Annotated in this window: 24 protein-coding genes; 13 read left to right on the top strand and 11 right to left on the bottom strand. The window is 29.1% G+C overall.

From position 1 onward, the window contains the following. Positions 1–78 precede the first annotated feature (78 nt). The 11 genes from B0M43_RS02535 (at position 79) to B0M43_RS02485 (ending at position 8,338) form a co-directional block, all read left to right on the top strand. Positions 79–642 (top strand): Crp/Fnr family transcriptional regulator, encoded by a 564-nt coding sequence (locus tag B0M43_RS02535; protein WP_078006096.1) that lies wholly within the window; start codon positions 79–81, stop codon positions 640–642. A 64-nt stretch (positions 643–706) separates the two neighbouring features. Further along, positions 707–1,477, top strand: coding sequence for an acyl-ACP--UDP-N-acetylglucosamine O-acyltransferase (lpxA, locus tag B0M43_RS02530; protein ID WP_078006094.1), 771 nt, complete (start codon positions 707–709; stop codon positions 1,475–1,477). A 499-nt stretch (positions 1,478–1,976) separates the two neighbouring features. Then, the gene (locus tag B0M43_RS02525) at positions 1,977–2,783 is read left to right on the top strand and encodes an SDR family oxidoreductase (RefSeq protein ID WP_078006092.1); all 807 of its coding nucleotides are present in this window, start codon (positions 1,977–1,979) and stop codon (positions 2,781–2,783) included. Positions 2,784–2,797: 14 nt separating this feature from the next. Next, the gene (locus B0M43_RS02520; RefSeq protein ID WP_078006091.1) at positions 2,798–3,139 is read left to right on the top strand and encodes a hypothetical protein; all 342 of its coding nucleotides are present in this window, start codon (positions 2,798–2,800) and stop codon (positions 3,137–3,139) included. A gap of 3 nt (positions 3,140–3,142) precedes the next feature. After that, the gene (locus B0M43_RS02515; protein ID WP_078006089.1) at positions 3,143–4,057 is read left to right on the top strand and encodes an AraC family transcriptional regulator; all 915 of its coding nucleotides are present in this window, start codon (positions 3,143–3,145) and stop codon (positions 4,055–4,057) included. 3 nt (positions 4,058–4,060) lie between these two features. Next, positions 4,061–4,384, top strand: coding sequence for a MazG-like protein (locus B0M43_RS02510; RefSeq protein WP_065450791.1), 324 nt, complete (start codon positions 4,061–4,063; stop codon positions 4,382–4,384). 68 nt (positions 4,385–4,452) lie between these two features. Beyond that, entirely contained in the window at positions 4,453–5,022 is a 570-nt protein-coding gene (locus B0M43_RS02505) for a Crp/Fnr family transcriptional regulator (RefSeq protein ID WP_078006087.1), read from the top strand. Positions 5,023–5,099: 77 nt separating this feature from the next. Further along, positions 5,100–5,837, top strand: a complete 738-nt coding sequence (locus B0M43_RS02500) for an SDR family NAD(P)-dependent oxidoreductase (protein WP_078006086.1) — start codon at positions 5,100–5,102, stop codon at positions 5,835–5,837. 555 nt (positions 5,838–6,392) lie between these two features. Then, on the top strand, positions 6,393–6,917 hold the full coding sequence (locus B0M43_RS02495; RefSeq protein ID WP_168199922.1) for a GNAT family N-acetyltransferase: 525 nt from the start codon (positions 6,393–6,395) through the stop codon (positions 6,915–6,917). 333 nt (positions 6,918–7,250) lie between these two features. Beyond that, positions 7,251–7,775, top strand: a complete 525-nt coding sequence (locus tag B0M43_RS02490) for a hypothetical protein (RefSeq protein ID WP_078006084.1) — start codon at positions 7,251–7,253, stop codon at positions 7,773–7,775. Between the two features lie 110 nt (positions 7,776–7,885). Further along, on the top strand, positions 7,886–8,338 hold the full coding sequence (locus tag B0M43_RS02485) for a hypothetical protein (protein WP_078006082.1): 453 nt from the start codon (positions 7,886–7,888) through the stop codon (positions 8,336–8,338). Positions 8,339–8,795: 457 nt separating this feature from the next. Here B0M43_RS02485 and B0M43_RS02480 read toward each other — a convergent pair whose 3' ends face one another. From B0M43_RS02480 to B0M43_RS02425, 11 genes are all read right to left on the bottom strand, one after another. Beyond that, on the bottom strand, positions 8,796–8,981 hold the full coding sequence (locus B0M43_RS02480) for a hypothetical protein (RefSeq protein WP_078006081.1): 186 nt from the start codon (positions 8,979–8,981) through the stop codon (positions 8,796–8,798). A gap of 3 nt (positions 8,982–8,984) precedes the next feature. Further along, positions 8,985–9,725, bottom strand: a complete 741-nt coding sequence (locus B0M43_RS02475; RefSeq protein ID WP_078006080.1) for a hypothetical protein — start codon at positions 9,723–9,725, stop codon at positions 8,985–8,987. Between the two features lie 326 nt (positions 9,726–10,051). Then, complete coding sequence (locus B0M43_RS02470) at positions 10,052–11,260, bottom strand: hypothetical protein (protein WP_078006078.1); 1,209 nt, start codon at positions 11,258–11,260, stop codon at positions 10,052–10,054. A 248-nt stretch (positions 11,261–11,508) separates the two neighbouring features. After that, entirely contained in the window at positions 11,509–12,834 is a 1,326-nt protein-coding gene (locus tag B0M43_RS02465) for a restriction endonuclease (protein WP_078006077.1), read from the bottom strand. 78 nt (positions 12,835–12,912) lie between these two features. Further along, complete coding sequence (locus B0M43_RS02460) at positions 12,913–13,998, bottom strand: TIR domain-containing protein (protein ID WP_078006075.1); 1,086 nt, start codon at positions 13,996–13,998, stop codon at positions 12,913–12,915. Positions 13,999–14,143: 145 nt separating this feature from the next. Next, positions 14,144–16,672 carry an ATP-binding protein gene (locus tag B0M43_RS02455; protein ID WP_078006074.1) on the bottom strand — a complete coding sequence of 843 codons (2,529 nt, stop codon included), beginning with the start codon at positions 16,670–16,672 and terminating at the stop codon, positions 14,144–14,146. A 58-nt stretch (positions 16,673–16,730) separates the two neighbouring features. Next, positions 16,731–19,508: a TrlF family AAA-like ATPase gene (locus B0M43_RS02450; RefSeq protein ID WP_078006073.1), complete on the bottom strand. Its 2,778-nt coding sequence runs from the start codon at positions 19,506–19,508 to the stop codon at positions 16,731–16,733. A 408-nt stretch (positions 19,509–19,916) separates the two neighbouring features. Further along, positions 19,917–20,663, bottom strand: coding sequence for a hypothetical protein (locus tag B0M43_RS02445; protein WP_123921755.1), 747 nt, complete (start codon positions 20,661–20,663; stop codon positions 19,917–19,919). A 546-nt stretch (positions 20,664–21,209) separates the two neighbouring features. Continuing rightward, on the bottom strand, positions 21,210–23,036 hold the full coding sequence (locus tag B0M43_RS02435; protein WP_078006068.1) for a P-loop NTPase fold protein: 1,827 nt from the start codon (positions 23,034–23,036) through the stop codon (positions 21,210–21,212). A 65-nt stretch (positions 23,037–23,101) separates the two neighbouring features. Further along, positions 23,102–23,353, bottom strand: coding sequence for a hypothetical protein (locus tag B0M43_RS02430; RefSeq protein WP_078006066.1), 252 nt, complete (start codon positions 23,351–23,353; stop codon positions 23,102–23,104). 101 nt (positions 23,354–23,454) lie between these two features. Next, positions 23,455–23,862, bottom strand: coding sequence for a helix-turn-helix domain-containing protein (locus B0M43_RS02425; RefSeq protein ID WP_078006064.1), 408 nt, complete (start codon positions 23,860–23,862; stop codon positions 23,455–23,457). Between the two features lie 173 nt (positions 23,863–24,035). On the opposite strand from B0M43_RS02425, the gene B0M43_RS02420 reads away from it, so the two are divergent. Continuing rightward, positions 24,036–24,902 (top strand): hypothetical protein, encoded by an 867-nt coding sequence (locus tag B0M43_RS02420; RefSeq protein ID WP_078006062.1) that lies wholly within the window; start codon positions 24,036–24,038, stop codon positions 24,900–24,902. Between the two features lie 8 nt (positions 24,903–24,910). Continuing rightward, positions 24,911–25,261: a hypothetical protein gene (locus B0M43_RS02415; RefSeq protein ID WP_078006060.1), complete on the top strand. Its 351-nt coding sequence runs from the start codon at positions 24,911–24,913 to the stop codon at positions 25,259–25,261. Positions 25,262–25,267 lie beyond the last annotated feature (6 nt).

The raw sequence follows: 25,267 nt of genomic DNA, 5'->3' as shown, positions 1-25,267 counted from the left end.
TTGTGCAATCTGTTGTGATGAATTTTAGAATTCATTGTTCGATTATATTGGTACATTTGTTTAGCAATTATTTGAATTATGACGAAATTATTAGATGTAATAAATAGCTTTCAGAAATTGGATTTTGAAACTGAAGAAGCGATAAGAAAATATTTTATCGAGGAAAAGTTTCAAAAAAATGAACTCATAGTTAGTGAAGGCAAAATATGTTCTAAAATCTATTTTATAAAATCAGGTTTAGTACGACGATTTTGTGTTGAAGATGGAATAGAAATTATAAAATGGATTTATATCGATAATCAATTCGTTACTTCTTTGAGTAGTTTTTTTGAACAGAAACCTTCTTTTGAAAATTTTCAGGCTTCTGAGGACACAATTTTGTATTCGTTGTCGTATGAAGATGAAGAAATTTTATTAAAATATCCTTTATTTTCTAAGTTTTATATTAAATTACTTCGACTTTATCTTTCTAAATTAAATGAGTTTCATCATCTTTTTACATCAATGAACGCTCAGGAAAAATATTTGTATCTACTAAATACATTGCCTCAGATTATTTTAAAAGCTAAATTAAAAGATATTGCTTCTCTAATTGGTGTAAGTCCCGAAACTTTAAGCAGGATTAGAGCCCAAATTAATTGATTTTAGATCAATAAATTGTATTTGTTTCTTTTTAATATTTGTATTCTACACAAAATAATAGAAATTGAAAAATAGTGTGATTGGCCGCAAAGCTATAATTGGAAAAAATGTTCATATTGGAAATTTTACAAGTATTGAAAATGATGTTATAATTGGGGATAATACCTGGATTGGTAATAATGTAAATATTTTGAATGGTACCAGGATTGGAGAAAATTGTGAAGTACACTCGGGAGCTATTTTGGGGGGAAATCCGCAAGACTTAAAATACAAAGGGGAATATACTTCTTTGGAGATTGGCAACAATACGATTATTAGAGAATTTGTTACCATAAATAAAGGAACCGTATCAAAGGGTAAAACTAGTATTGGTGATGCCAATTTAATCATGGCAAATACTCATATAGGTCACGATTGTGCTATTGGCAATAATTGTATTATTGGTTTTAATGTAGGTATAGCAGGCGAGGTAATTGTTGGAGATTGGGTGAATATTAGTGGCTTAACAGCTATTCATCAGTTCTCTATTATTGGCGAACATTGTATGATTGGCGGTATGAGCCGCATTGTTAAAGATGTTCCTCCTTATATTTTAGCATCACGAGAACCATTGTCTTATTGCGGTTTAAATGTAATTGGACTAAAAAGAAGGGGTTTTGGAGCCGATAAAATTAATGAGCTAAGAAATATCTATCATGTTATTTTTCAAGAAAGGCGAAATACAACTCACGCGCTGCAACTGATAGAACAAAATTTTGCACATACTGTAGAACGCGATAAGATTGTGACTTTTATTAAAAAATCAACCCGGGGAATTATAAAGGGGATAGATTGAAAAAGCTCCATTATTTTTTTAATGGAGCTTTTTTTGCTAGATTTTCTAAAGTTATTTTACTTTGATTTCGATTGTTTTAAGCCAATAGACATGACGTGGTCCTGTTTTAATATCATTTTTACATATTAAAATCATTTCGCCATTCTTTACTGGTTTTCCATTTTCTTCAAAAAGGACATAAGTGTTTTCGCCTGTTTGATTATTGAATATTTCGGCTCATTCTATATGGAAATTTAGGTCTTTATGTTATGAAAATAATTTAAACAGATTGTAAATCTTAGTTTTAGAAATCATTTTATTTTTGAACTATGAAGTTTTTAGTTTGCAATTATACGTATTCATACTTGATTTTAATTGAATGTTTATTTGCTTTATTTTATTTAGATTAAAATATCAATCATATTCTTTTGTCATTTTGGCTAATAGAAAGATCAAAACGACTACGTCTCAGATAACACTTCTTCAGACTTTTGCCTTATAATTTTAAAACAATAAAAAAATGCAAAAGACAATTTTTATCACAGGAGCTTCATCAGGTTTGGGAAAATCAACCGCAAAATTATTTCAGAGTAAAGGCTGGCGAGTAATTGCCACAATGCGTAATCCTGAAAAGGAAACAGAATTAAATAAATTAAAAGATGTAATACTACTTCCTTTAGATGTAACGCAACAGGAGCAAATTATTTCGACTATAGAAAAAGTTACCAATTTATATTTGGTAGATGTTGTAATGAATAATGCAGGATATGGTTTGATTGGTGTATTGGAATCTTTAAATGACGAGCAAATTCAACGTCAAATAACAACAAATTTACTTGGTGTTATCAGGATCTCCAAAGCTTTTACTTCTCACTTTCGTGAAAGAAAAAGCGGTATATTCATCAACATTACCTCGACTTTTGGATTAATAGGATTTCCAACTTGTTCAATTTACAGTGCTACAAAATTTGCTGTCGATGGCTTTTCTGAAAGTATGGCATATGAACTCGCTCAGTTTGGAATACAGGTAAAAATTATTGCTCCCGGAGGAATGCAAACTGATTTTGCCGTACGTTCTATGGAATTAGGACAGCATGACGCTTATGAAAAATTAACTTCGGAAGTAAGTAAAGGTTACAGTGCCGAAAAAATAAGCAATTACACTAAAGTTGAAGACATTGCTGTAATTGTTTATCAATCGGCTACAGATGGCAAAGATCAATTGAGATATGTTGCAGGAAATGATGCAAACCAATTGTATGATGAGCGATTAAATTCGGGTATTGAAAATCAAGTGCAAAATATTAAAACCATGTTTACTTTTTAAATTTTAGATATAAAATGAAAAATCAAGCTATAGAACTGACTACCTTTAAATTAAATAATTGCACGATACAACAATTTATTGCTGCTAATAAAGAGATCGATGAATTTTTGAAAAAACAAAAAGGATTTGTTTCCAGAAGTATTTTTGAGTTGAAAAAGAGTATTGTGTACGATCTTTTGGTGTGGGAAAGCGCTGAAGACGGCACAACTGCAATGCACAAATTGATGGCGGAATTAAGTGATTCTGTCGTGCATGAGCTTATTGATCAAAGTACAGTAAGCTGGAATATTGCGCCAGTAGAACATTCTGTAAATTTGTCTAATAAGTATAAAAGTCAACATTCGATAACAAAATAAGTAATGAAAAATCAGCCTAGAATATTTAGCACTATATCTGAACTTCATCGCGCAATGGGTCAGCCAAAGCCAATGCATCCGCTTATTAGTATTTTAAATTATGGTGAAGCCATTTTTGATCCTAAGGATTTTGAACAGGGAATTATATTAGATTTTTATAAGATCTCTTTTAAAACTCATTTTAAAGGAAAACTACGATATGGTCACGGTTTTTATGATTTTGAAGAAGGAGGAATGTCCTTCATTTCACTGGGACAAGTTTTGAAAATGCAGAATGAAGAGGCTGATTATAGCGGAATGTCGTTGCATATTCATCCAGATTTTATTCGTCCTTATTCCCTAAATAGTGCTATTAAAAAATATGGGTTTTTTAATTATTCAGCTTCAGAAGCATTGTATTTATCAGAGAAAGAAAAAGAAACTATTTTAGGCGTTTTTGCTTCGATTCAGAATGAACTTAATGAACGAATAGACAGCTTTAGTCAGGATGTAATTATATCTCAAATAGAACTTTTACTGAATTATAGTAATCGTTTTTATAATCGGCAGTTTATTACGCGCAAAGCAGTGAATCATGATGTGCTTTCTAAATTAGAAATCCTGATCAATGATTATTTTGATCAGGAAAAAACATTGACACAAGGCGTTCTGACTGTTCAGTTTTTGGCAGAACAATTGAATTTGTCTCCCAGATATCTAAGCGATTTGTTACGTAATCTTTGCGGTCAAAATACACAGCAGTTTATTCATGATAAATTAATTGAAAAAGCAAAAGAATATATTGCAAATGGGACTCATTCAGTTGCAGAAATTGGATACAAATTAGGATTCGAACATCCTCAATCGTTCAATAAATTATTTAAGAAGAAGACCCAATTAAGTCCAATAGCATTTAAAGAATTATTTAATAAAAATTAAATTATGGCCTCACTAAATTTCGAACAATTAAAAGAACGCTCTTTAAAAATAAGACAACGTTATCATGAATTAGAGCGAATTCATCACGAAAGCGAATGGACTGTAGAAGAAGATGCACTGGCTTTTTTAACAGATGCTGGTTTAATAGGTCGCTATGTGATGTCGCAACAAGGGAGATGGCCAAAAGAGAATACTGCAGAAGAACTCAAACATAAAATTGGCGAATCAATCTGGTGGCTTACCATTTTAGCCGAAAGGATGAATATAAATATCGAAGAAGCAACAGAAGAGTTTTTAAGTAAAACCGAAAATTTGTTTGAAAAATAAAATTTACGATTTTGGTTTTTTTGCCAAATGACAAATTCTTCAATAATAACTTTGTTTAACTTGCCACTATGAAAGAATTTATAGAATATATATTGCAATTTGGGAATTTAAATTCCCAACAAATTGACTTGGTTTTAAGTAAAGCGACAGCATTAGAATTAAAAAAAGAAGAATATTTTTCTGAAGCCGGAAAAGTTGCACAGCAAGTAGGCTTTGTGTTAAATGGTATTGTAAGGGTTTGTTATTATAATAATAAGGGAGAAGAAATTACGAAATATTTTATTGACGAAAATAATCTTGTAGTAGATTTGGAAAGTTTTGAAAATGAAATTCCTTCAACAGCTTATGTGCAGGCAATTACAGATACCGCTATTATGGTTTTTTCTAAAAAAGACTGGAAAGAACTTTCTAATACTATCGTGGGATGGGATGCAATAGTGCATAAACTTATTTCCAGAGCGTTAATGCAAAAAGTAGAAAGAAGAAGTCCGCAGATTTCAGAAGATGCGGCCACACGTTATTTGAAATTTTTAGAAATCTATCCAAATGTTGTCAATCGTGTTCCGTTATCTTATGTTGCCTCTTATTTAGGTGTTACCCAATCCTCATTAAGCAGAATAAGAAAAAATATAAGTTAAATTGCTTTTTGCCAAATGGCAAATGATTTTATTTTTAAAGGAGTGAACTTTGCTTCAATAATTTAAAACAAGAAAAAATGAATTCAGTATTAATTACAGGAGCAAATAGAAGCATTGGTTTAGAACTGGTAAAACAGTTTTCTAAAAAAGGATTATTCGTTTATTTAGGGACTCGCGATCTTGAAAAAGGACAAGCAGTGGTAAACGAATTAAACAAAAATGGTTTTGAAAATATTAAAGCCATTCAAATTGATGTTACTAATCCGGATACCATTTTAGCAGCCAAAAACATTGTAGAAAGTGAAAAAGGTAAACTAGATATTCTGATAAATAACGCAGGAATAAGCGGGGAGTTTCCTCAAAGTGCTCTTAATACATCGATTAAAGATATTCAAAATGTATTTGATAGTAATTTTTTTGGTGTCATCAGTGTTACGCAAGCATTTTTAGAATTGCTTAAAAAATCAAAAAGTCCAAGAATAAGTAATATTACATCGGGACTAGGATCTCTAACTTTACATAGTGATCCTACCTGGAAATATTATAATTTTAAAGCTGTAAGTTATGTTACTTCAAAAGCAGCTTTGAACGCTTATACTATTGCACTGGCATACGAGTTGAGAGAATTACCTTTTAAAGTAAATGCAATTGATCCGGGTTATACAGCTACAGATTTTAATCATCATAGCGGTCCCGGTTCAGTAGAAAGTGCTGCGGCTTTTATTATCAAACATACTTTTACAGATGAAAATGCGCCTACAGGACAATTTTTCAGTAATGATATAGAAGATGAATCAGAAGTTAGCCCTTGGTAAAAAAAAATAGAAAAATCTTTAAATTTTAAAAACCTCCAAAGTCATTATTGACTTTGGAGGTTTCTTTTTTTATTTCTTCCTTCTTAAGGAAATATTCGTTTGAAGAATGACAGAAGTCATCACGAAAAACAATCCAAAGTAAAATGATTGGCTCATTTTCTTGCCTTCATTAAAACATTATAATAATGTAATTCGTAAATTGTTCTTTTATGACAAAAGAAGTGCTTCATCAAGAGTTTGATAATTTGGGTATATTTGAGATTTCAGAAAACTGATTAGAATTTTCTATTTTTTATGATTAAATGTAAAAAGATATACTTGTAGGAAAATATATTTATATTGAGAAAAATTTATATCGGATTACGAAAATGGCATTTTCAAAAATATTTGTTTTTTTCCCTTTTGCAAAGCTTAATGCGTTTTGTGAAAATTTGGATTTGAAGATAATAAGTAAAAAACATTGAAGTTCATAAAACTGTTTTAGAAAAATACAATTGGGATAATTCTAGTTATGATCTTCAGGTTCTTATGTTGGTAAAATAAATGATATTTCTAATGGAGTTCACTTCAAATATAGTAATAAATACAAATCGATTAATTCTTGAGCCAATTGATGAAAAATATATTGATGATATTAATACAAACTTCACTCCGGAAATAACAACATACATGCCCTTTAATCCAAATAGGGATAAAAATGAAATTGTAAATTTTGTGGAGAGCGCAAAGAAAAATTTAATTCAAAAAACTGATATTGTTTTTGTGGTTCTTAATTTAAAAAGAGAATTCATAGGTTGCTGTGGAATACATAATATTAATAAAGAATCTGTTGAACTTGGATTATGGTTAAGAAAGGAATCTCAAAGTTTAGGACTTGGAACAGAAATAATAAATGCTCTAATTGATTTTATAGAACAAAATTTTAAACTTAATTATATCATTTATCCTGTAGATAAAAAGAATTATAGAAGTGTGAAAATTCCTGAAAAATTTGGTTTTATTCCTTTTAGGACCTATAAACAGCAAAAAAATGATACAACTGATCTTTGTATTATAGAATTCCGAAAGTATACGACATAATTAAATCTTCGTTATTTTTAATTCGGTTTTGCCAGCTCCAGCCTCTCCTGTAATTATATAGTTGTTCATTAGATTTATAATTTTTAAAATTAAATTATTGGTTTTAGATAAAATAGGATAAAAATGTATTAGAGGTAGATAATAGAAAGTCTTTTTATTTGGCTATTTTAGCTTTTAAACAAAAGTAGAAAGTAGGCTTTAGCAAACTTATTACGTTTTAACTTTAATTGAAAATTGTACGAAAAGAAATTGCCCTATAGCAAAAAGAGTGGAGTATGATTTATATGTATAAGAGAGATTACAAATTAGGATGTAACATTAAAAACATAAATTATGAAAAACAAAATTTACTGCATGGCGTTATTATTCATTAGTAGTTTAATAATTTCCTGTTCTTCAGATGATGATTTGAGTTATAAAAACGATTTTCAAAGTAGTCATGCTACATGGTTAAATTTTAAAGAATCTTCAAACAATTCATATAAATATGTCGTTGCCGGAGGTTCTGTGTTTGCGACTTATGGTTGGCAAACTACAATTACAGTCTCAAACGGGAAAATAGTGTCTAGAAATTTTAAATATTTAGGTAATCCAGCCAATATTCCCGCAGAACAATTAGAATGGACAGAGAATGAAAGTGAAATAAATAGTCATCAAAATTCAAATGCTGCTGATGCTTTAACGTTAGACGAAATATATAGTAAAGCCCAAAACGAATGGTTGGTTAAGAGAAAAAATGTAACGAATTATTTTGAAGCAAAAAATGATGGTTTGATATCAACCTGTGGGTACGTCGAAAAAGGTTGTGTTGACGATTGCTTTGCTGGAATTACCATAAAGAGCATTCAGAGTTTATAACGTAGAGTAAAGTTTTTCCAATTTTAAGAGTTCATTTATTGCGGCATTATATTTGTCTGGCGTAAAGAAGTTAACGAACCTTAATCAAAAATTAATAATTTTTAAATCAAATGGAAAATCAAATTATTATACCAAAACCCTGCAATCAAAACTGGAATTCAATGCTACCAAATAAAGAGGGTAGATTCTGTAATTCTTGTAGTAAAACAGTAATTGATTTTACTAAAATGGAGAATTCTGAAATTAGAAAATATTTGATTGAAAACTCCAAAAATGAAAGTGTTTGCGGGCATTTTAACTCTAATCAAATTAAGAACGACGATAGTAGCAAATATGCTAATTTGAGAAATAGATTTAGTAGAATTAAGATTAAACCAATTAAAAAAATGGCTTTGTTTACACTGAGTCTTCTTTTTTCTTTAACAAGTTGTATGGGAAAAGCAGTAATAGATGGAGAAACAGCAGTAATTGATAATGATACAATTAGTGATAGTGAAATCATCAATAAAGAAAAGGATACATTAAAACAGAATGATGCTATAAAAAGTGAAATTAGTCAATAAGAGAAGAGATAATAACAGTGTATTTCGGATCAATGCTTAAAGACTCAATAATTATTTTTTACTGCAGAGAAACACAAAGACTTTTATCTAAGAATACTTTAGAAAGCACAGATTTCACAATATTAAATCAATACAAAACTTTGCGAACTTTGCCTTTTATAAAAGTTAAGAGAAAAAAAACTTAGCGTTCTTTGCAGTAAATTTTTTTTACTCCCAAAGATTTTGGGATTGATTAGGATTAAATAACATTGAAGAAATAAAAATAAAAAAAAACTCCTTAATTTCTTAAGGAGTTTCTTGGTGGGCTGTCAGGGATTACAGTCGAACACTTAATACCTATTTTGACGTTTTTCAGAAATATAAAGTGAAGTATTTTCGAACGTTTATTGGCTTTTTAATTGACAAGCTCAAGATCAATTTTCCATTTAAAATCCATAACGACGCTTATTCGTAAGCACTATTTACGCTCCTTTGGTTTATTAAATATAACTACATCTATATTTTTATATTTTTTAACTTCTTCTTTTAAATATTCCTCTATCGAATTTGAGTATTCCCTAGTAAAATCCTTTTCAATTTCGTTTTTTTTATTTTTACTCAAATTAATAGTTATCTTGGTTATATGTTTTATTATTTTTTTCATAGTCTACAACTTTAAATGTTTATCTACTAATGAGCCATAATAAGCTAAACTTTTTTCCCACTCAATTATTTCAGATTCTTTTAATGTAACTCCTTTTTCACTATCAACAGAAATAATTGCTTTAACTTCATTATCTTTATCAAATATAGGAACAGTTGAACAAAATTTTACATCTGTTGTATTGCTTTTTTGGTAGTGGGTCAAATTATAATCAGATTGTTGAACATCAAAATCAATTAATATACTTTTAGACTCAAAAGTTTTTCCTACCATTCCCTGAATATTTGGAGTTACTTCGAAATGTAGGTTTTTATTTGAAATAGAATCGCTTATACTTTTGAAATGTTTTAAGTGAAATTCTTTCTTATTGTGTCTAATATTTTTCCAATGACTTTTTAAACCTTTTTCAGGAACAAAAACACGAGTTCTGAAATTTATACTTTGTTTTTTTATCTTTTCTTTTGCGGATTTAAAATATATGTCTTTATTGAATTTTAAAAGTTCATTAAATTCGTCTTCTTTTTCTTTTAGTTTAATTTTTGTGTTTGCAAATTGTACAGGAGTAACTAAACCTGCCCATATACACCCCGATAAAAAACACCAAAATTGAGGGCTTTGGATATCAGTACTATCAGTCATAAATTTATGCTCTTTAAGAAATGTAAAAAATCCGTCAGTTTTTCCGATATAGATTAATATTGTAGGAATTAGTGACAATCCAATAGTTTTAAAATATTCTTTCATTTATTTTTTATACATATTTTACGTGAGATTAAGTGCTATTTGATGAAGCATATCTTATTTTTAGTGATTTATGTAAGCTACATAATCAAGCATAAGTTTATACAATAATACAGAAAAACGGAATAGTACCATTGATTTTTTTTATAAACTCTAATTTAATTAGAGATAACCAAAAAATAAGCTAGACAAAAAATTTGTGGAGTATGTTAACACAAACAACTCCATTGGATTCCAATAGCATTGTTTGTCTTTCTTTGGAATATCTTGGAATGTAGATACTTAAAATCTATTTTGATGTTTCTCGAAAATATAAAATGATGTATTTCTTAACTTTTATTAGGTATCGCTACTATCTCATTTTTTCGAATTAAAGTAGCTAAATCAAAATAACTAATAATCGTAATTTTTGTACTGTACTGTTTTAAAATTTTAGAAACGGCAATATCATCATATTCGTAAAATCCACCTACAACTCCAATCAATTTTAATTCGTTATTCACTTCAATGTTGTAATTAGATTTCGCATAATTGCGATTCTCACTTTCTTCAAAATATCTTTCGTAATTTATTAATTGTGCGACTAATTCAGTAACGTAATCGATAAATCTTTCCCTTCCAATCTTACCCTTTACTAATTTTCTTCCAAGAAAACCTTTTTTCAAATCAATTATATGATAAGTTCCATCTTTTGATTCCATTAGATAATCAGGAATGCTTATTCTTGGGTCATTATCATTTCTTTTTATCCACCTCAATTCAATCTGAGGTAAAGCTCTTTTGTAATTCATTGAATTTGCAAACAATTCAGAATGCTGACTAATATATTTATCGAGGATTCTTTCTGTAATATTTTGTTCTGAAAGACTTATTAAACTTCTTGAAATCCTAATATTTGCAGAGTCTGCGGAAAAATCAATACCTGCTGGTGCACAATTATTCCATTTTTGTTCTAAATGTTCTCTGAACCAATTTTTAAATTCAATTAATGAACTGCTCTTTTTTACGATAACTAAAAAGCTAATGTGACGATAATATATATTTGAAGTTACAGTCCTCAGGAGTTCAATTTGATGAAGTAAAGAATTGTTTGTTTCTTCTCCAAATTGAATCGGTATTGTTGCAGATTCTTTTTGAATACCGTCCTTAACTATTCCAATCCCTAATCTATTTTCGGTTTCTCTTTTGTCGCTAGAAGATGCGAGAAATATTCCTCCTAAATTACAACTGCTTTTGCTGAAATCTAAAATTGCTATTTCTGGATTACTTATTTTATAAATACCTAAAACAAATGAGTTTATGTTGTCAACTTTTTCAATTGCTCTGGTCGTAATCTCGGTTTTTTTATTAATTTCAAAATCTTTATTTCCTAATAACTCCGCTATATAATGTTCTTGAGTTTCGGCAATTCTAATTTGTGAGTTATAAGTGGGTTTGTTTGGGAATTGAATTGATTTATTAAAATATCTTATTCGCAGAAATTCGTATGAATGAATCATAGATTCTATTATCTCATTTTCGAATTCTTTTATTTCCATTCGAGTTATTTATTGTTCGCTAATCTGGTGCATTTTGGTTAATACCTACCATATTAGGGGGCGATTATAAATGTAGTCAAATAATGGTCTTACCATAAGACACAGAAACAGAATAATATATTTGGTATGCTTAACTAATTCCTGCTTATTCTGAAACCGAGTATTTGCGACTTAATGCAAATTTAGTAAAAAGTGCTAATTTCATTAAATTCTCAATCATGACAAAGGTTTTTGGCACCTAGTGTTTACTATAATTCATCGGTATTCCAATTCAATTTTTCTAATTTATCTTTGTAATATGTAAGCAAATGGTCTCTAACCTCACTGTCATAATCTAAATAGTCATTTTCTTTTAATATTTCTAAAGGCATTTCTCCTTGGACAACATTAATTACTTCTTCGTTAAGAAATTCTATCAAATCTTCTAAATTTTCCACAATGAAGTCTCTATCTGTATAATCGTCAGGAAATATAATTTGATTATTTTCATAATCCCATTCTGCTCTATTGAGGATAGATTTTAAAGATTCTTTTGGAATATTTATTTCTGGATCATAATATTCATATGAGATTTGATTTAGGAATCTTTCTAATTCTAAGTATAGCTGTGGTTTATTATAATTTTTAGAAAATATCACATTTTCTAAAATTTCATGAGAGAGTTTATCTTTTAGTTTCTCATCAATAAAGAAAAACTTTGTATTTATTGGAATAGATGAATTTTCAATCTGTTCTGTAACGTTTTCAATAATGCCTTTTATTTGCAGCGTAGCTTGGCCATCATCAAGGATTACAATAACAGCTTTGTTTTGATGATAAGTTGCATAAAGATTTAAAAGAGAAGGAATTTGTCTTATATTATTTATTCCTTCCAAAGAAATAATTTTATAAGAAAGTAGAAAATCTAATTCTATTGGCTTTAAGAGATTATCAATAATTTGAATATCACTTTTGCCTTCAACAAAAACCAATAAATCTTCGGTAATTTTTCTTTTTGTAATTTTTTGTTGAAATAGCTGTGCTGTTAGGAAATCTAATTTGCTCTCTTTTGATATTCTTTCTGCTTTAGTTTTTAAGCTGTATGGAATATTTACGCTTCCTGTATCTCCTGCTTCTCGCAATTTAAATTTTAAAACATCAAGAAATGTGACTTCGCCATTAAAAATTAATTTAACATCTGAAGAATCAAATAGTATTATGTTTAGTGATTTTCCAAATTTTAGGGCATCTTCAACATCATTCGAATAGCCATTGACTGCAATATAAATACCACTTGTAGTATGAAATTTACCATCAAGTTTTCCTTTAAATGCATATATAGTTGAAGCTGGTATTTTGGGCTTAACCCACTTTGCTTCCAATAAAAAGGTCTGTCCTTTCCAAAAGAATGAGCCATCAACTTGTTCTCCTTTTAATTTATAGCTCGCCCTTGGTTCAAGTTTTTCGTTTTTAAGCTGTGCTTCAATTATTTTTTCGAATTCGTATCCTCTTTGTTGTGGTGTAAATAGAGACTCATTGTACAGTCTATTGAACAAATTTTTAATTTCGTCTTTATTTAACTTAGGTTTACTCATTTTTATCTAGTTTTTTCTTCTTTAAGTTTATTAATAAACTTATACATTCACATTACTTTATGTCCCATAACTAAATGATTATTTAATTGATGTCCTTATTTGATCACAGACTGGTCCCAATGCAGCTTGCAAATTTTCTAAATTAGGATTGTAAACAGCTTTTGTAATACCATTAAAATCACTTAAGATATGCAAATCCATACTTTTCGGATGGACTAAAAAAGCTTTTTTTCTCGATAATTTGCCCACGAACATTCCTAATTCAAAAATAACATTATCTCGAGCAATTTTTTTTGTTTCTCCGCGACTTTGAATAGTATCATCTGGAGTAAAAATAAAAATGCCATAATCAAACTTGTTTACGGTTTCCTCCAAAATTTCTAAAAATGAAAGGCCTAATTTATCAAAAATGCCTTGACTCCAAATAACAATTTCGAAATCGTGAATCAATTCATTTTGTATTTTTTGTGCAATAGATAATCCTTCGATAGATGACCCTACAAAAATTGTAGGTCTCTTAACCTTAAATTCTATTTGTTGCTTCTCTTGATTTAATAATTCTTCACTCAATGCAAATATTTGATTTATACTACTAAATTGTGAAGCTGAAATTGAATACTCCGGATTCATAACTACTGATCGACATTCGTCACAAAGCGCTCCTGCTTTCATACTCTTAACAATATCAGTTTTTAGTTCTTTGAAATCAAATGCGCAACCTCGAGTATCGTAATGATTGTGATGATCTTTAATTAAAAAGTTAAAAGTATATCGTGCTAAATAATATGCTATGTAAGACTCAATTTTATTCTCAGGAATTATTAATTCCGCTACATTGTTAAATGTGAATATCGCTACTCCTTTTTCAGAATGACATGTTCCGAACAAATTTGAATACTCATCATCATAAAGGTCAGTGTTTGTGATAGCAATAAGATAGGGATGGTATCCTTTTAATTCGCTTCTAATAGTTTTTATAGACTCAATTAATTCATTGCAATCAGCTTTTTTAAAATCTAATAGTTGAAATTTTTCTTCTTCATTTGAAGACAATAAAGAAAACTGAATTTCTTTTTGCGTTTGATTTAGCATTGCAATTACATTTTCAATGTTTTTTGAATATGAATTTCCAATACGTACTATTTCTATAGGTAACTTTGCCATTTTTATTGTTGATGTTGTTATTAAGTTACTTCCGAACTTACGAGTAGTTCTCAAAAAGTTAATGTTTCTAAATTATTTCTTAAACATTTGTCTTCCTTTATGTAAACTCTAACTATTATATATCACATATTGAATTAATAATTTTTCAATCTTCTTTTTCAAATCCAGTAATCATTTCATAATAGTTAGTTATAAAACTTTTTAGAGCATTTTTTTTATCATCAGTAAGTTCAAAGTTTTCCAATATACCAGTGTGAATTGCTTTACCTATTATATAATTTATTTCATCAATTGTTACCTGATCAAAATTATTTCTTGAGATCTCGGGTATAAAAAGTCGTGAATTAATATTTAGTACTAAACTTTCAATTTCAAATAATGAAGCTGAATATGGAAGGTTAAATCTAAAGTCTTTAATTAAAACGCTTCTAACAAATAGCTCTTTTCTTTTTTTATCTTGATTTCTAGAATAATAAATATATTTGTCGCCCTTATTGAATGTTAGATATAATTCCTTCTTTTTGCCTTCATGAATATTAATTGTTTCAGTAAATATCGATGTTTTGCATCTTTCAGAATGTCCTAACTTATATAATTCTTTCAACTTTAGATTTTCAAGGATACCACTTTCTTCATCATCAAATGTGCATGGATATATTAGTTTTTGAAGATCCTTTTTAACAATTATTGAGATCCATTTTAATTCTCGTTCCAATTTTTGAATAACATCATCAACATTTGAATCAGTAAATGCGATTCCTGTAAGAAAACGTTCTTCAACTTCTTCTTCTACTAATGGAATTGTTATGTACTTAATTTGATTGTTATCTATGTAATCGTCTAAATTGATGTCGTTTTGTAAATTTATTTTCTGAATTCCATTTATGTCGTCATAAGTATAAATTTCACCTTTAAAATCTAAATCTTCAATGTTAGTTATATAGTCTTTATTCTTTTTAACAATTATATAACCTTCAATATCTTTCAAGTATTTGCGAAAATCAATTTTAATCCAATTATTAGGATTTTCGATGTTTATTAAATTTACGATTTCATGAGTAATCTCTTCGCTTTTGTTAATTAACTCTATTTTAATTTCATCAGTCAAAAAATATTGATTTAAAAACTCCTTTATTGTATCTGCATCATTACCAAAGATGCTCATGAAATTAATGTAGTTTAATATTACTTCTGTGCCTTCAAATGTAAAATCATCAATTTGAGTTAAAGATGTATATTCATTGTTCTTCTCTAGTTCAATAGTGAATTTACTTTTATCTTTAAAATTCCTTGTTATAACTTTCACATTGTCTGATAACATAAAACAGGATAAAAAACCAATTCCAAAATTTCCGATAGGTTTATAATTTAAATCTCTTAATTTAAAATCGGTTGAATTGTAATATGAAACACCTATGTTTAAAAAATGCTTTTTTATTATTTCCATTGACATGCCAATCCCATTATCTTTAATTATGACAATGTTATTTTTAGCATCAAGAATAATTTTTATTTTAGGTTCGTAGTTATCATCACCAAACTGGAATTTTTCTTTTTCAATTTCCTGTCTCACTCTACACGCATCAAGAGAATTTTGAATTATTTCACGAAGACCAAGTGATTTATTACCATAAATTTTATCCCCCATCAATAGTCTACTAATTGCATGATAATCAAGAGACATTTTATATTCAGAAAATGTAAAACCTATTGGTCTGATATGAATTTTTGGAGAAGAATCAAATAAGATATTATATTGATTAGGCATTTTGTTGGTAAGATCCATTGAGCCATTAAGCTCTTTTTCAACCCAATCTATGTATGATAGAATTTTTCGATGGATATTTGCATTTGGAGATTCGCCATGAAAAACAATTTGTTTTTGTTTCTTGACCGTATCAAATTCAATTTTTTTCTTGTTTGTAATAACAAAATGTTGTTTCCACTCATCTTCACTAATTCCTTTTGGATCAATAGTTTTGTATAAATTGTATGGGGTTCTGCTGGAATCAATATCTAGGATATCTCCCAATCTTAATATACAGGCAATAAATTGTGAATTGTAGTGAAAATGTCCCTTCTTATCATTTTGAGTTAACCTTGAAGATATCCAGTCAAAATCTTTTGTATGGCTTTCACAAATTAGTGCTAGATCTTCAGTGAAATAAGCAGTAATCTGACCAGGTATTTGAAAATATTCATTAAGATTTTCTCTAATATACTTAGCAGAAAGAAATGAATGGTATCTCCTAATGTATTCAGTTAATGCGATTTCTTCGTTATTATTCATCACTTTTTTCATTGATGAAAATTTAATGTCAATTTCAGAAAAATTATCTTTTTTAATTAAATCAATATCCTTAGTGCTAACAGCCATTCCAATATCATGTAGCAATGCTGAATAAACTAACAATGTAATTTCTAATTCACTCAAAGAATTAATATCTTGAATTATATCTGCCATATACTCCATTATTCGAATCGAATGGTCAATATTGTGAAGGGTATAGCTTCCAAAAATTTTTGGAATTTGGTTATCAAGGAGTGGTTGTATCTTATTAAAAACAGTTTTAATATTAGGGAGAAATTCACTGTTTTCTAAACGTTTAATCAAAATTAAATCATCAATTTTTAAATTAGTGTCTATAGTTAGATTTAGGTTTTTATCTGACATTTTTTATTTATATGAATGTGGTCTTTAATTATTTTTAATTTATTTTAAAATATACTTTTTATTTGAAACGATACTTAAGTTCTCTCTTTTTAAAAGCATCTTTTCCTCCTTCAACAATATCAGCAATATGTTCCCTTATTCCCATTGACAAGAGAAGATTTGTCTCAGTCTCAATCTTTTCGAAACTATTTTCGATTGCGCCATTAATATAATCAAACCTAAATTCACTTGTGGTTTCAATATCATTCTGTCCTTTCTGATTTGCTACAATAATATTTTCCGCATCGGAATTCACAACGATATTTGCATTATGAGTCACGATTATAATTTGACGTTCTAATTTTTTGTTCTTGAGATACGATACCAAATCAGAAGTAATTGACCTGTTATCAAGATTATCTTCTGGTTGATCTATCAATATTGGGGCTTTAGATTGGCTTAACCCTATGATAAGCATGAGTATAACAAAGCTTGCTTTTCCGCTAGACATTTCACCAAGTTTGTCACCTTTGTAAGTGATCTTCCAAAAATCAAAGAAATAATCATCTAGTAATATTTTAATAATTTCTTTTTTAGATTGTTTTGAATTTGTGACGTATACTCCATTTAAAATATCTCCAAATAATAGTTGCATTTGAGATAGTAAATCAGCAAATTCGAAAGTAGATGTAGCTTTTAATTTTTGATCAAGTGGTAAATAATTTAAGTATGATGCACTTCTTCTATCACTTAAATCTAAAATGTTTTTATAAAATTTTGGAAAATTAAATTGGGCAATACCTTCAATCTCCAATCCATCATTTTCTAGTTGCTCAGTTCTAAGTTTGAGTTTTTCAATAATATCTAAATAAACTTCATAATTAGAGCAATAAAGATCAAAAAGTTCTTTCCTTGTTTCTTCAAGCATTAAATTTTTGTCCTTAATTGTTTTAGTTAATGTAACTATATCAGAAAGAAGTTTTTTATCGTTTACTATTGATTTGTTTAAATCTTCTATTTGAGTTTTTAATTCAAGATTTTGTTGAAATGGTTTAAGATCTTCGTTGAAATTTTGTTTTGATTTGTTTAAACTTTGTAAGGTTTCTTTAAAAACACTATCATTAATTAGAATTGTTTTACCATCTTTAATTTCTGTAGCTACATCGTCGCTAAGAGTGGATAATGCAGTATTAAATTCGTCGATAAATTTTAAATCGTTTGTGTATTTATTTTTTATAGAATTATTTTGTAAACTGGAAGTAATAACTTCTTTCTTTTCTGTAATTTGAGATGCAAGATTTTGAATGTCTAAAATTTGCTGTCTGAAAAGATTGAAATCGTTTTTCCAGATTTCAATATCTGAATTATTCTTTTCAATTTCTTCTTGTATCTTTTTATATTTTTCGAGATCTTCAGTTGATAGGCCAGCATTTTTATTTAAATCATCAACTTTTGCTGAGTTAACGGTGATGTTTTTTTCAAGAACATCCTTATTTGACTTGGTTTTTAATTCAATTTCGAGAGTTTTTATTTCTTCAATTAAATTAAAAAAATTGTCTATAATTTGATCCCTCTTAATATCATTTTGTTTAACTATGTAAATAAACTCGTTGTAGAAAGATTTCGAATCACTATCCTCATTTATCAAATCTCTTACTAACTTATTTAAAGATTTTCCTTTTTTTGTAAATTCAGCTTCTGCAAGTTTGACAAGGTAGTTTTGAGGTATGTATTTAATTTCAGGTATAATTGAGTTCTCCTCTATTGGTCTGAACATTTTTTGACTTATACCCAATTTTGAAGTTACTTCAAAATTTAAGTCAGAATCAATTTTTTTTAGTTCGTATTTTTCTGTATCATCATCGTTTTTTAGAATAAAATCATCAGGTAAAAGTGTTTTAGCGATTGCGTACAATAAAATCGATTTACCTGAAGACTTACCCCCAATAATAACATTTAAATTCTCATTGAGGTATATAGTTTTATCTGTAAAGGTTTTGCTTTGGGAAATGAATTTAACATTTTCAATGATTAATTTATCTTCTTTAAATTCAGGTTTTTCTTTTTGAATTTTAGCCCTTTGTTCTGGTTCAAATATAAGTTGTTTCAATCCTTCGAATGTGGGATCTGCTTTTATCCACGTATATTTTTCATTTACTTTATCTAAAGAATGAGCATCACTACATTCAAGTATAGTTTTCTTTTTTGTGATTGAATAATTATTTCCTGTAATCGAATATGTTCGATCATTAAGAAAATAGGTTAAAAATGTTTTACTGCCAAATATAATATCTGAATGAATGTCAAATTTCATTTCAGTCTCTCCGTTACGAGGCTTTGCATCATTTTTAAAGCCACCATAGCCTGTATATGGACAAATTAAAATAAAGTCATCGATTGGTCTAAAAGTTTTTTTTAACTCTATAATTAGTGTTTCAAAATCTACAGAAATAGCTTCAAGTCCTAATTCATTAATATCTTCAATATTGCAAAATTTATCAGTCCTGTTATGGATTTTTACTCTGCTCAAAGTCTTTAAGATATTACCAATGCCAATTTCAGGATTAAATAATACATGCACATTTATATGGTCTCCTTTATTATTTTTATCACTTACTCTAAACTCAAAATTTGGAATGACTAAACATTTACCATCTAATCTAGAATTTATTTCGTCAAATTCTTTTTCTGTTATGTAGAAGTAATTGGTTAATCCAATACATGCAATTTCATTTTGTAAAATTGTATTACAAAATTCATCTATGCTGGTGCTACCGTATTTATTTGCCGTGCCATGGGTATATGGAGAATGAATGTGTAAATCCCATTTTCTCCATTCAGAACCTTTGTAACTCATAATGTTTAGTTTATTTTGTTATAAACATAATTGATATTTTGAAGCATCGTTTACCCGTACCTAAATTTTTACCTTACAATGATTATATTATCAAGCATGTCTTTTTGAATATTAATTAAAGACCATGTTTGCTTTATAATTTTTAAGTTCGACAAAAACTGTAATGCATCTTAATCATCCAAAAATATGCAATTAATCTTTTTATTAAAATGAGTATTTATACTTGTTTAATAATCATTTTGAATGTAACATTTTTTCTTCATTTTTTGTTTAAATTAAATTCTGATAATGGAAAAAATTAACAAATGCAATTATTTACAGTACTACGGATGAGATTATATAATAATTGAAGAAATAGTAAGCAAAAAGACTAATCTAATTTTTTATTGGTGCGAAACTATAATTTTACTATACTATATCACAATAATCGAGTATAGTTACTGATTCTTCAAAAGCACTATAAATTTGCCCAACACTAGTTAAATTTTCTTTTCCATTTTCAATTAAAAAAAATTCAAGCTTTTTTAGACCAGTGGGATTTTTACTCAGTACATTTCTCCAATCTGCTTTTCCTTTTATAAACTTAAAAAAACTCTCTTTATCTTCTACAACAAAGTATTTTCTTCTTGGGTCTTCTGAGGTTAGAAGACCTATGTAATTACTAAAATAGCCTCGTCTCCTTAATCCGTTAGGGCTTTTATCGTTCCATCTGCCAAATTTAAATTCAGCAATCCTTAAATTAGTTTCCAAGTCGAATCGTTCCTTATGATTTCCTGCACCAAGAGACAGGTATCGCAATTTTTCATTCTCGTCAAGCCATTTTTTTTGAGCATTCATTATTCCAGAGGCATGAACAATTTCATCAATTTGCGCTGAAGCTTCTTTCATTATTTTGGAAGCGGAAAAAATAGTCGCAAAGTCGTAATCCATATCCAGTGCATCTAGTTTTTCCAACGCTTTAAAGGTTTCACGAATATTTATGTTTTTAAATCTATCAATTACGTTTAGTGCTTCTATTAAATCCATTTTTAAATTCTTATTGTTTAAAGGTTCTGTCGCCAGAAGGCTATGCTCTTTTTTTTTGGACTGACTTCTTGTAAAGATTTTAGATTGAAAGATAGACAAAACATCAATGCAAAATAATAAGCTGTTCAATCCGCATATTTTTTGTTTCGATTAGAATATAGTTGAAGTTTTCAACCATTTATGATCGTAAGTATAAATAATATTGAGCAAATTTCTATGTCACAGCAATTATAAAAGAGCGTGTTTTAATTTGCGAAAAGAAACATAAGCCGGTTTAGCAGGTGATTTTTTTGATGTCCTATTTTATTTTAAAGCCTGTAAATACCTTGCAGGCATTAAGATTTTTTTTAAGCGTCCTGATTTAATGTTTAAAACCTTGACAGGCGATTAAAAAATAATTTAAAAAAAATCAACTTTTAAAAAAAATGGGAATATTTATATATAAAGGAAATATTATGGATACAATTGTACAGTTAGTGATCGTTATTTTTGTCTTCATCTTTGTGATGACTATTGTTTTAAATTATGTAAAAAAAGACAGAATACCTCTTATGGGAGATTTTTTTGAGAAGGTACTCCCAAGACTGCCGATCAGTAAAATGTTCTCACCCAAAAAGAAATAAGTCTTTTTGAGTGAGAACAACTAATTGCCATTTTGATAGATAATGTATGAAGCTACTTCATTCTTTCACAAATTTCTTCCAGCTGTACTATTAATTCTTTCTTAAGCATATCTTGCAGATTCCCTGTGCTTTCTGAATTTTTAATGCATAGAATCAGGTCTTTGAAAAGAACTGCGTTATCGAGGAAATAGCTTTTGATATTTGAAAAGCTATGGCGCTGTTTCAGCAGATTTGTAAATTGGGTTATGGTTTTATTTTCAGAGTTTTGAAGATGCGCCCATAAAATTTCGGCACTGAAATTTAGGAACAGCTCCTTGTTAACATTGTATCCATCAAAAATATCCTTCATCTGCTCCAAGTCGTTCTCTGCAATAGCAATTAAAAGTGAATTACTTTTTTCTTTTTCAAATTCTTTTTGGCTTGCATTGATATACTCAATGATTTTATCTCTCAATATTGTGTCATCAGTAGGGTTTTGATCCATATCAAATGAAAAGTTTCGCATTCGGCTGACAGGAATAATATTTTCCTTTGCAATATGAAGCCCTTCCAAAAGAATTTTCCTTATCTCATCTTTCGTCTGATCAATAATTGAATTTTCAGAATAGAAATTTAAAAATTTAGAAATCTGCAGATAATCAGGCACATCATATTTGCCTTGTTTTGCAAAGACTAGGAAACGTTCAATATTTTGATTAAATTCCTCATTAGATAACTGTCTGAATTTATTTGTTGCAACATTGGTAAAAGTTGCATTTTCAATTGTTGGTTCAATAGGAATACGGCTTTTAAGTTCATTGGTAAATTTCTCAATATCCAGATAACCTGTCAGTATAAATTGGTAAACAGCTGGATAAAAAAAGTAATCTTGTATATAGTTGGTAAGGTATCTTTTATAGAATTTTTCCAGTTCACTTTCTTCTATTGGAGTCTTTTCAGCCTTTTTAGAAAGCAGACTAAATGAAGGATCGAAGTTGAACATCACATATGACGGATTCAGCAAATCAAAATCATTAAAATTTTTATAGTCGTTGGAGTTTAGATTGCCCCTTTTAAACTCTAGCGTAATAATCAACACAAATAATATGATTTCTTTTTTAAACTCTATGTTTGACTTGAAAACAGGATATAGTTTATTTAAGGATTCAAGATAAAATGATAAATTCCTTAGATTCTCTTCTTTAAACTCTGCTAAGATTTCAAGTATAAATGATTTATTCTGATCCAACAAATATGAAAATTCAGGTTCTGACTTTTCATATTTGTTTATAAAAAAAGGAAATATAAGATTTAAATCATTATTAAAATTTAATATCCTGCCAATAACTTTTTCTTTAATAGAGTTATAAGTGGTGTCGTTTTTATTTTCTTCTTTCTGTATTTTTGATTCATCAGATAAGATGAGAACTTTTGAGTTTTTATGTTCAACAAAATTATTGATGTATCCCAACACTTCGCTTAAAGGTATATTGCATCTTTCCAAGTCATCAAAGCATATTACCTGTTTTGAAAAAAGTGCAGTGTCAACTTCAACATCCTTTAAAATTTCTTCAGGACTAACATTGTATTTACTCTGTATAATTTTTCCTCCTATATTTTTTAAAAGATTAAGCAATGAGATCGCTTTTTTGGAGTCTAATTTATTTAGCAATGGGATAAGTTTAATCTTTAACTGATAATCCAGTGTTTCTATTTTACTCAATCCATTTAATGAAATGTATAAAGTTTTATAATTATTTTCAGAGCAGATTTTACATAATGAATCTTTCCAGAAATAAGTTTTACCGCTTCCCCAGCTCCCATTTATGAGTAAAGCATAATTTGAATTAACTGTTTTTAAATAATCTTCAAATATGACTTTAATATGTGAACTGTCCATAAAGCTAAATGTTTTTTATTTAGGTTTGAATTTTGGTAATAAGTAATGTCAAAACAAAAGATTAATTAATCTTTCAGGAGTGTTACAATATCTGTTACATTATTAGCAGATATAAAATCTAACACAAAATTTTCAGCTTCTTTTTTATGATCTGGTGAAGTTGTAAAAGTATTTAAGTGGAAATCTTCATTCTCATCGGCTATGTGGATAATTTCAGTATAGCCTCTGGAAATTAAAGTCCCTTTCAGTTTTAATACTTTAAGTTCTTTATCCCTTTCAATTTCTTTTTTTACCCTTAGCTTAATTGTTTTATTCATGATATTTATTTGGTATTGTAAAATAGTTGAACAAATATTTTTAAAACAAAAAAGAGACTCGAAAGCCTCTTTTTGGAATTAATATATCTTTTATAAAAGCATTATTTTGCTTTTAGTAATTTTTCCAAATACTCGACTTTATCTTTTTCTGCCTGAACCAAACGTTCGTAAAGTTTGATCTGATGTTCGTGGGATTCGATTAATTTATCTAATGGATTAAAATTGCATACGTTATTTGCAAAAGTATTATTGCCCGAATCATTAAAAGTGTTAAAATAATTAAACACACCTTCTTCTGAAAAATTCTTGATTGCTTCGACACTTACTCCTAAAGCCTTTGCAACTTCGATCAGTTTTTCTTCTTCTACCGTCTCGCTGTTTTCCATAATAGAAATCGCCTGCTGGTTAGTTCCCATAGCCTGTGCCAGTGCTTCCTGTTTCATGTCTTTCAGTTCACGGATACGGCTGATTTTACGCCCCATGTGACTTGGTTTTGTTGATGTACTCATAGCTCAAAGATAATAATTAAGAATAAAAAAGTAAGTCTGCTGTATGATATAGAAATTTTACTGTACGGTATGATACAAATTGATACGGTACAGTACAACTAATCACTTACTTGGCTGTGTGTTAAACAAAAATACAATTTTTCACACAAGTATTAATTAAAAAAAGTAAAATTATGAAAACAATTGAAATTTCACAGCAGAAAGAAGTAATTCAGGCAATTACTGAGCACATCAAGACATCGGCAGTATATTGTTTCGGCAGTAACGATACGGCTTACAGCTCAAGCAGAATGGTTTATCCCGACCATGGGATGCAGAAAGAACATGTCCATTTGTACCTTCTCGTTTTTGTAACAGAAACTATAGAGAATGCAAGCAATGACATAAGTGATAAAATAAAAACGAACACTCAAGGGGCTTTGACTGCAACTATTCTTCTGCATCATGTACAGAGCCTGAAAAGCGTAGGACAAGACCAGCAGTTTTTTTTCTGGCAGATCATGCAGAATGCTGAGCTTTTATTTCAGGACATTAACAATCCTCCGTATTTAAACATCAGCGAAACTCCAAAACGAAACTTAAAACTTGCATCCAATTATGTTGCAAACAGGAGCAATATTGTTATCACAATCTGGAACTTGGTTTACAATGACGATGATGTTTCAAATTCGTATGAGCTGAAAATGTTTTCCCTTCACCAGATAGTGGAACAGACCTGTCTTTCTCTTATCCGTTCCTTTACAGGCTATACCCCAAGCCATTTTGCAATGGAACATCTGTTCAGCCTCTGCGAATACTTTTCCAGCATTACTGCAGATTTCTTTCCACGCAAGACCAAGGAAGACAGAGCTATGTTCAGCCTGCTTAAACAGCAGTCCCACGTACTTCGTTTCGCCAAGGCTAACGACGTTGATTATCTCTATTACCAGCTTATGGAAGAAAGATGCGGAAAATTTAGAAAGCAGGCTGATATTCTGATACAAGATCAACTTGACAGGCTTGAGAAAGCTGAAAAGGAAGAGCCTGAGAAAATAAAATAGAAGAAATTATGGAAACAAATGAAACCAGAACTGCGGATGAATTTATTAAAGAGCTGAAAAAGAGTTTCTTTTTCAGAACCCTGACCCCGCAGAAAGACAAAGAAGGCGCTTATTATGCAAGCCTAAAATTTACAAGCTACATCAATCTGATGTTTACTGTACAGGATCTTCTGAAAATAGCCCTTCATACGCTGGAGAATTCTGATTTAGAGAATTCCAGCCAGATCGAGGATCCCGCTTTCCATCTTACAAGCGTTCTGGAAATTGCAGTACAGCTCCTGCCATGCTGTGAAGCCGAGGGACTTGACAAACTGCATAAGCTTTACTTAGATATAAATAAGGAAAATGATAACGGATAATCTTTG

Origin of the sequence: Flavobacterium sp. KBS0721 (assembly GCF_002007065.3) — a bacterium.
In the GTDB taxonomy this organism is placed as follows: domain Bacteria; phylum Bacteroidota; class Bacteroidia; order Flavobacteriales; family Flavobacteriaceae; genus Flavobacterium; species Flavobacterium piscis.
Note: the sequence above shows the minus strand (reverse complement) of the source record. Positions and strands in the feature narration are given on the sequence as shown.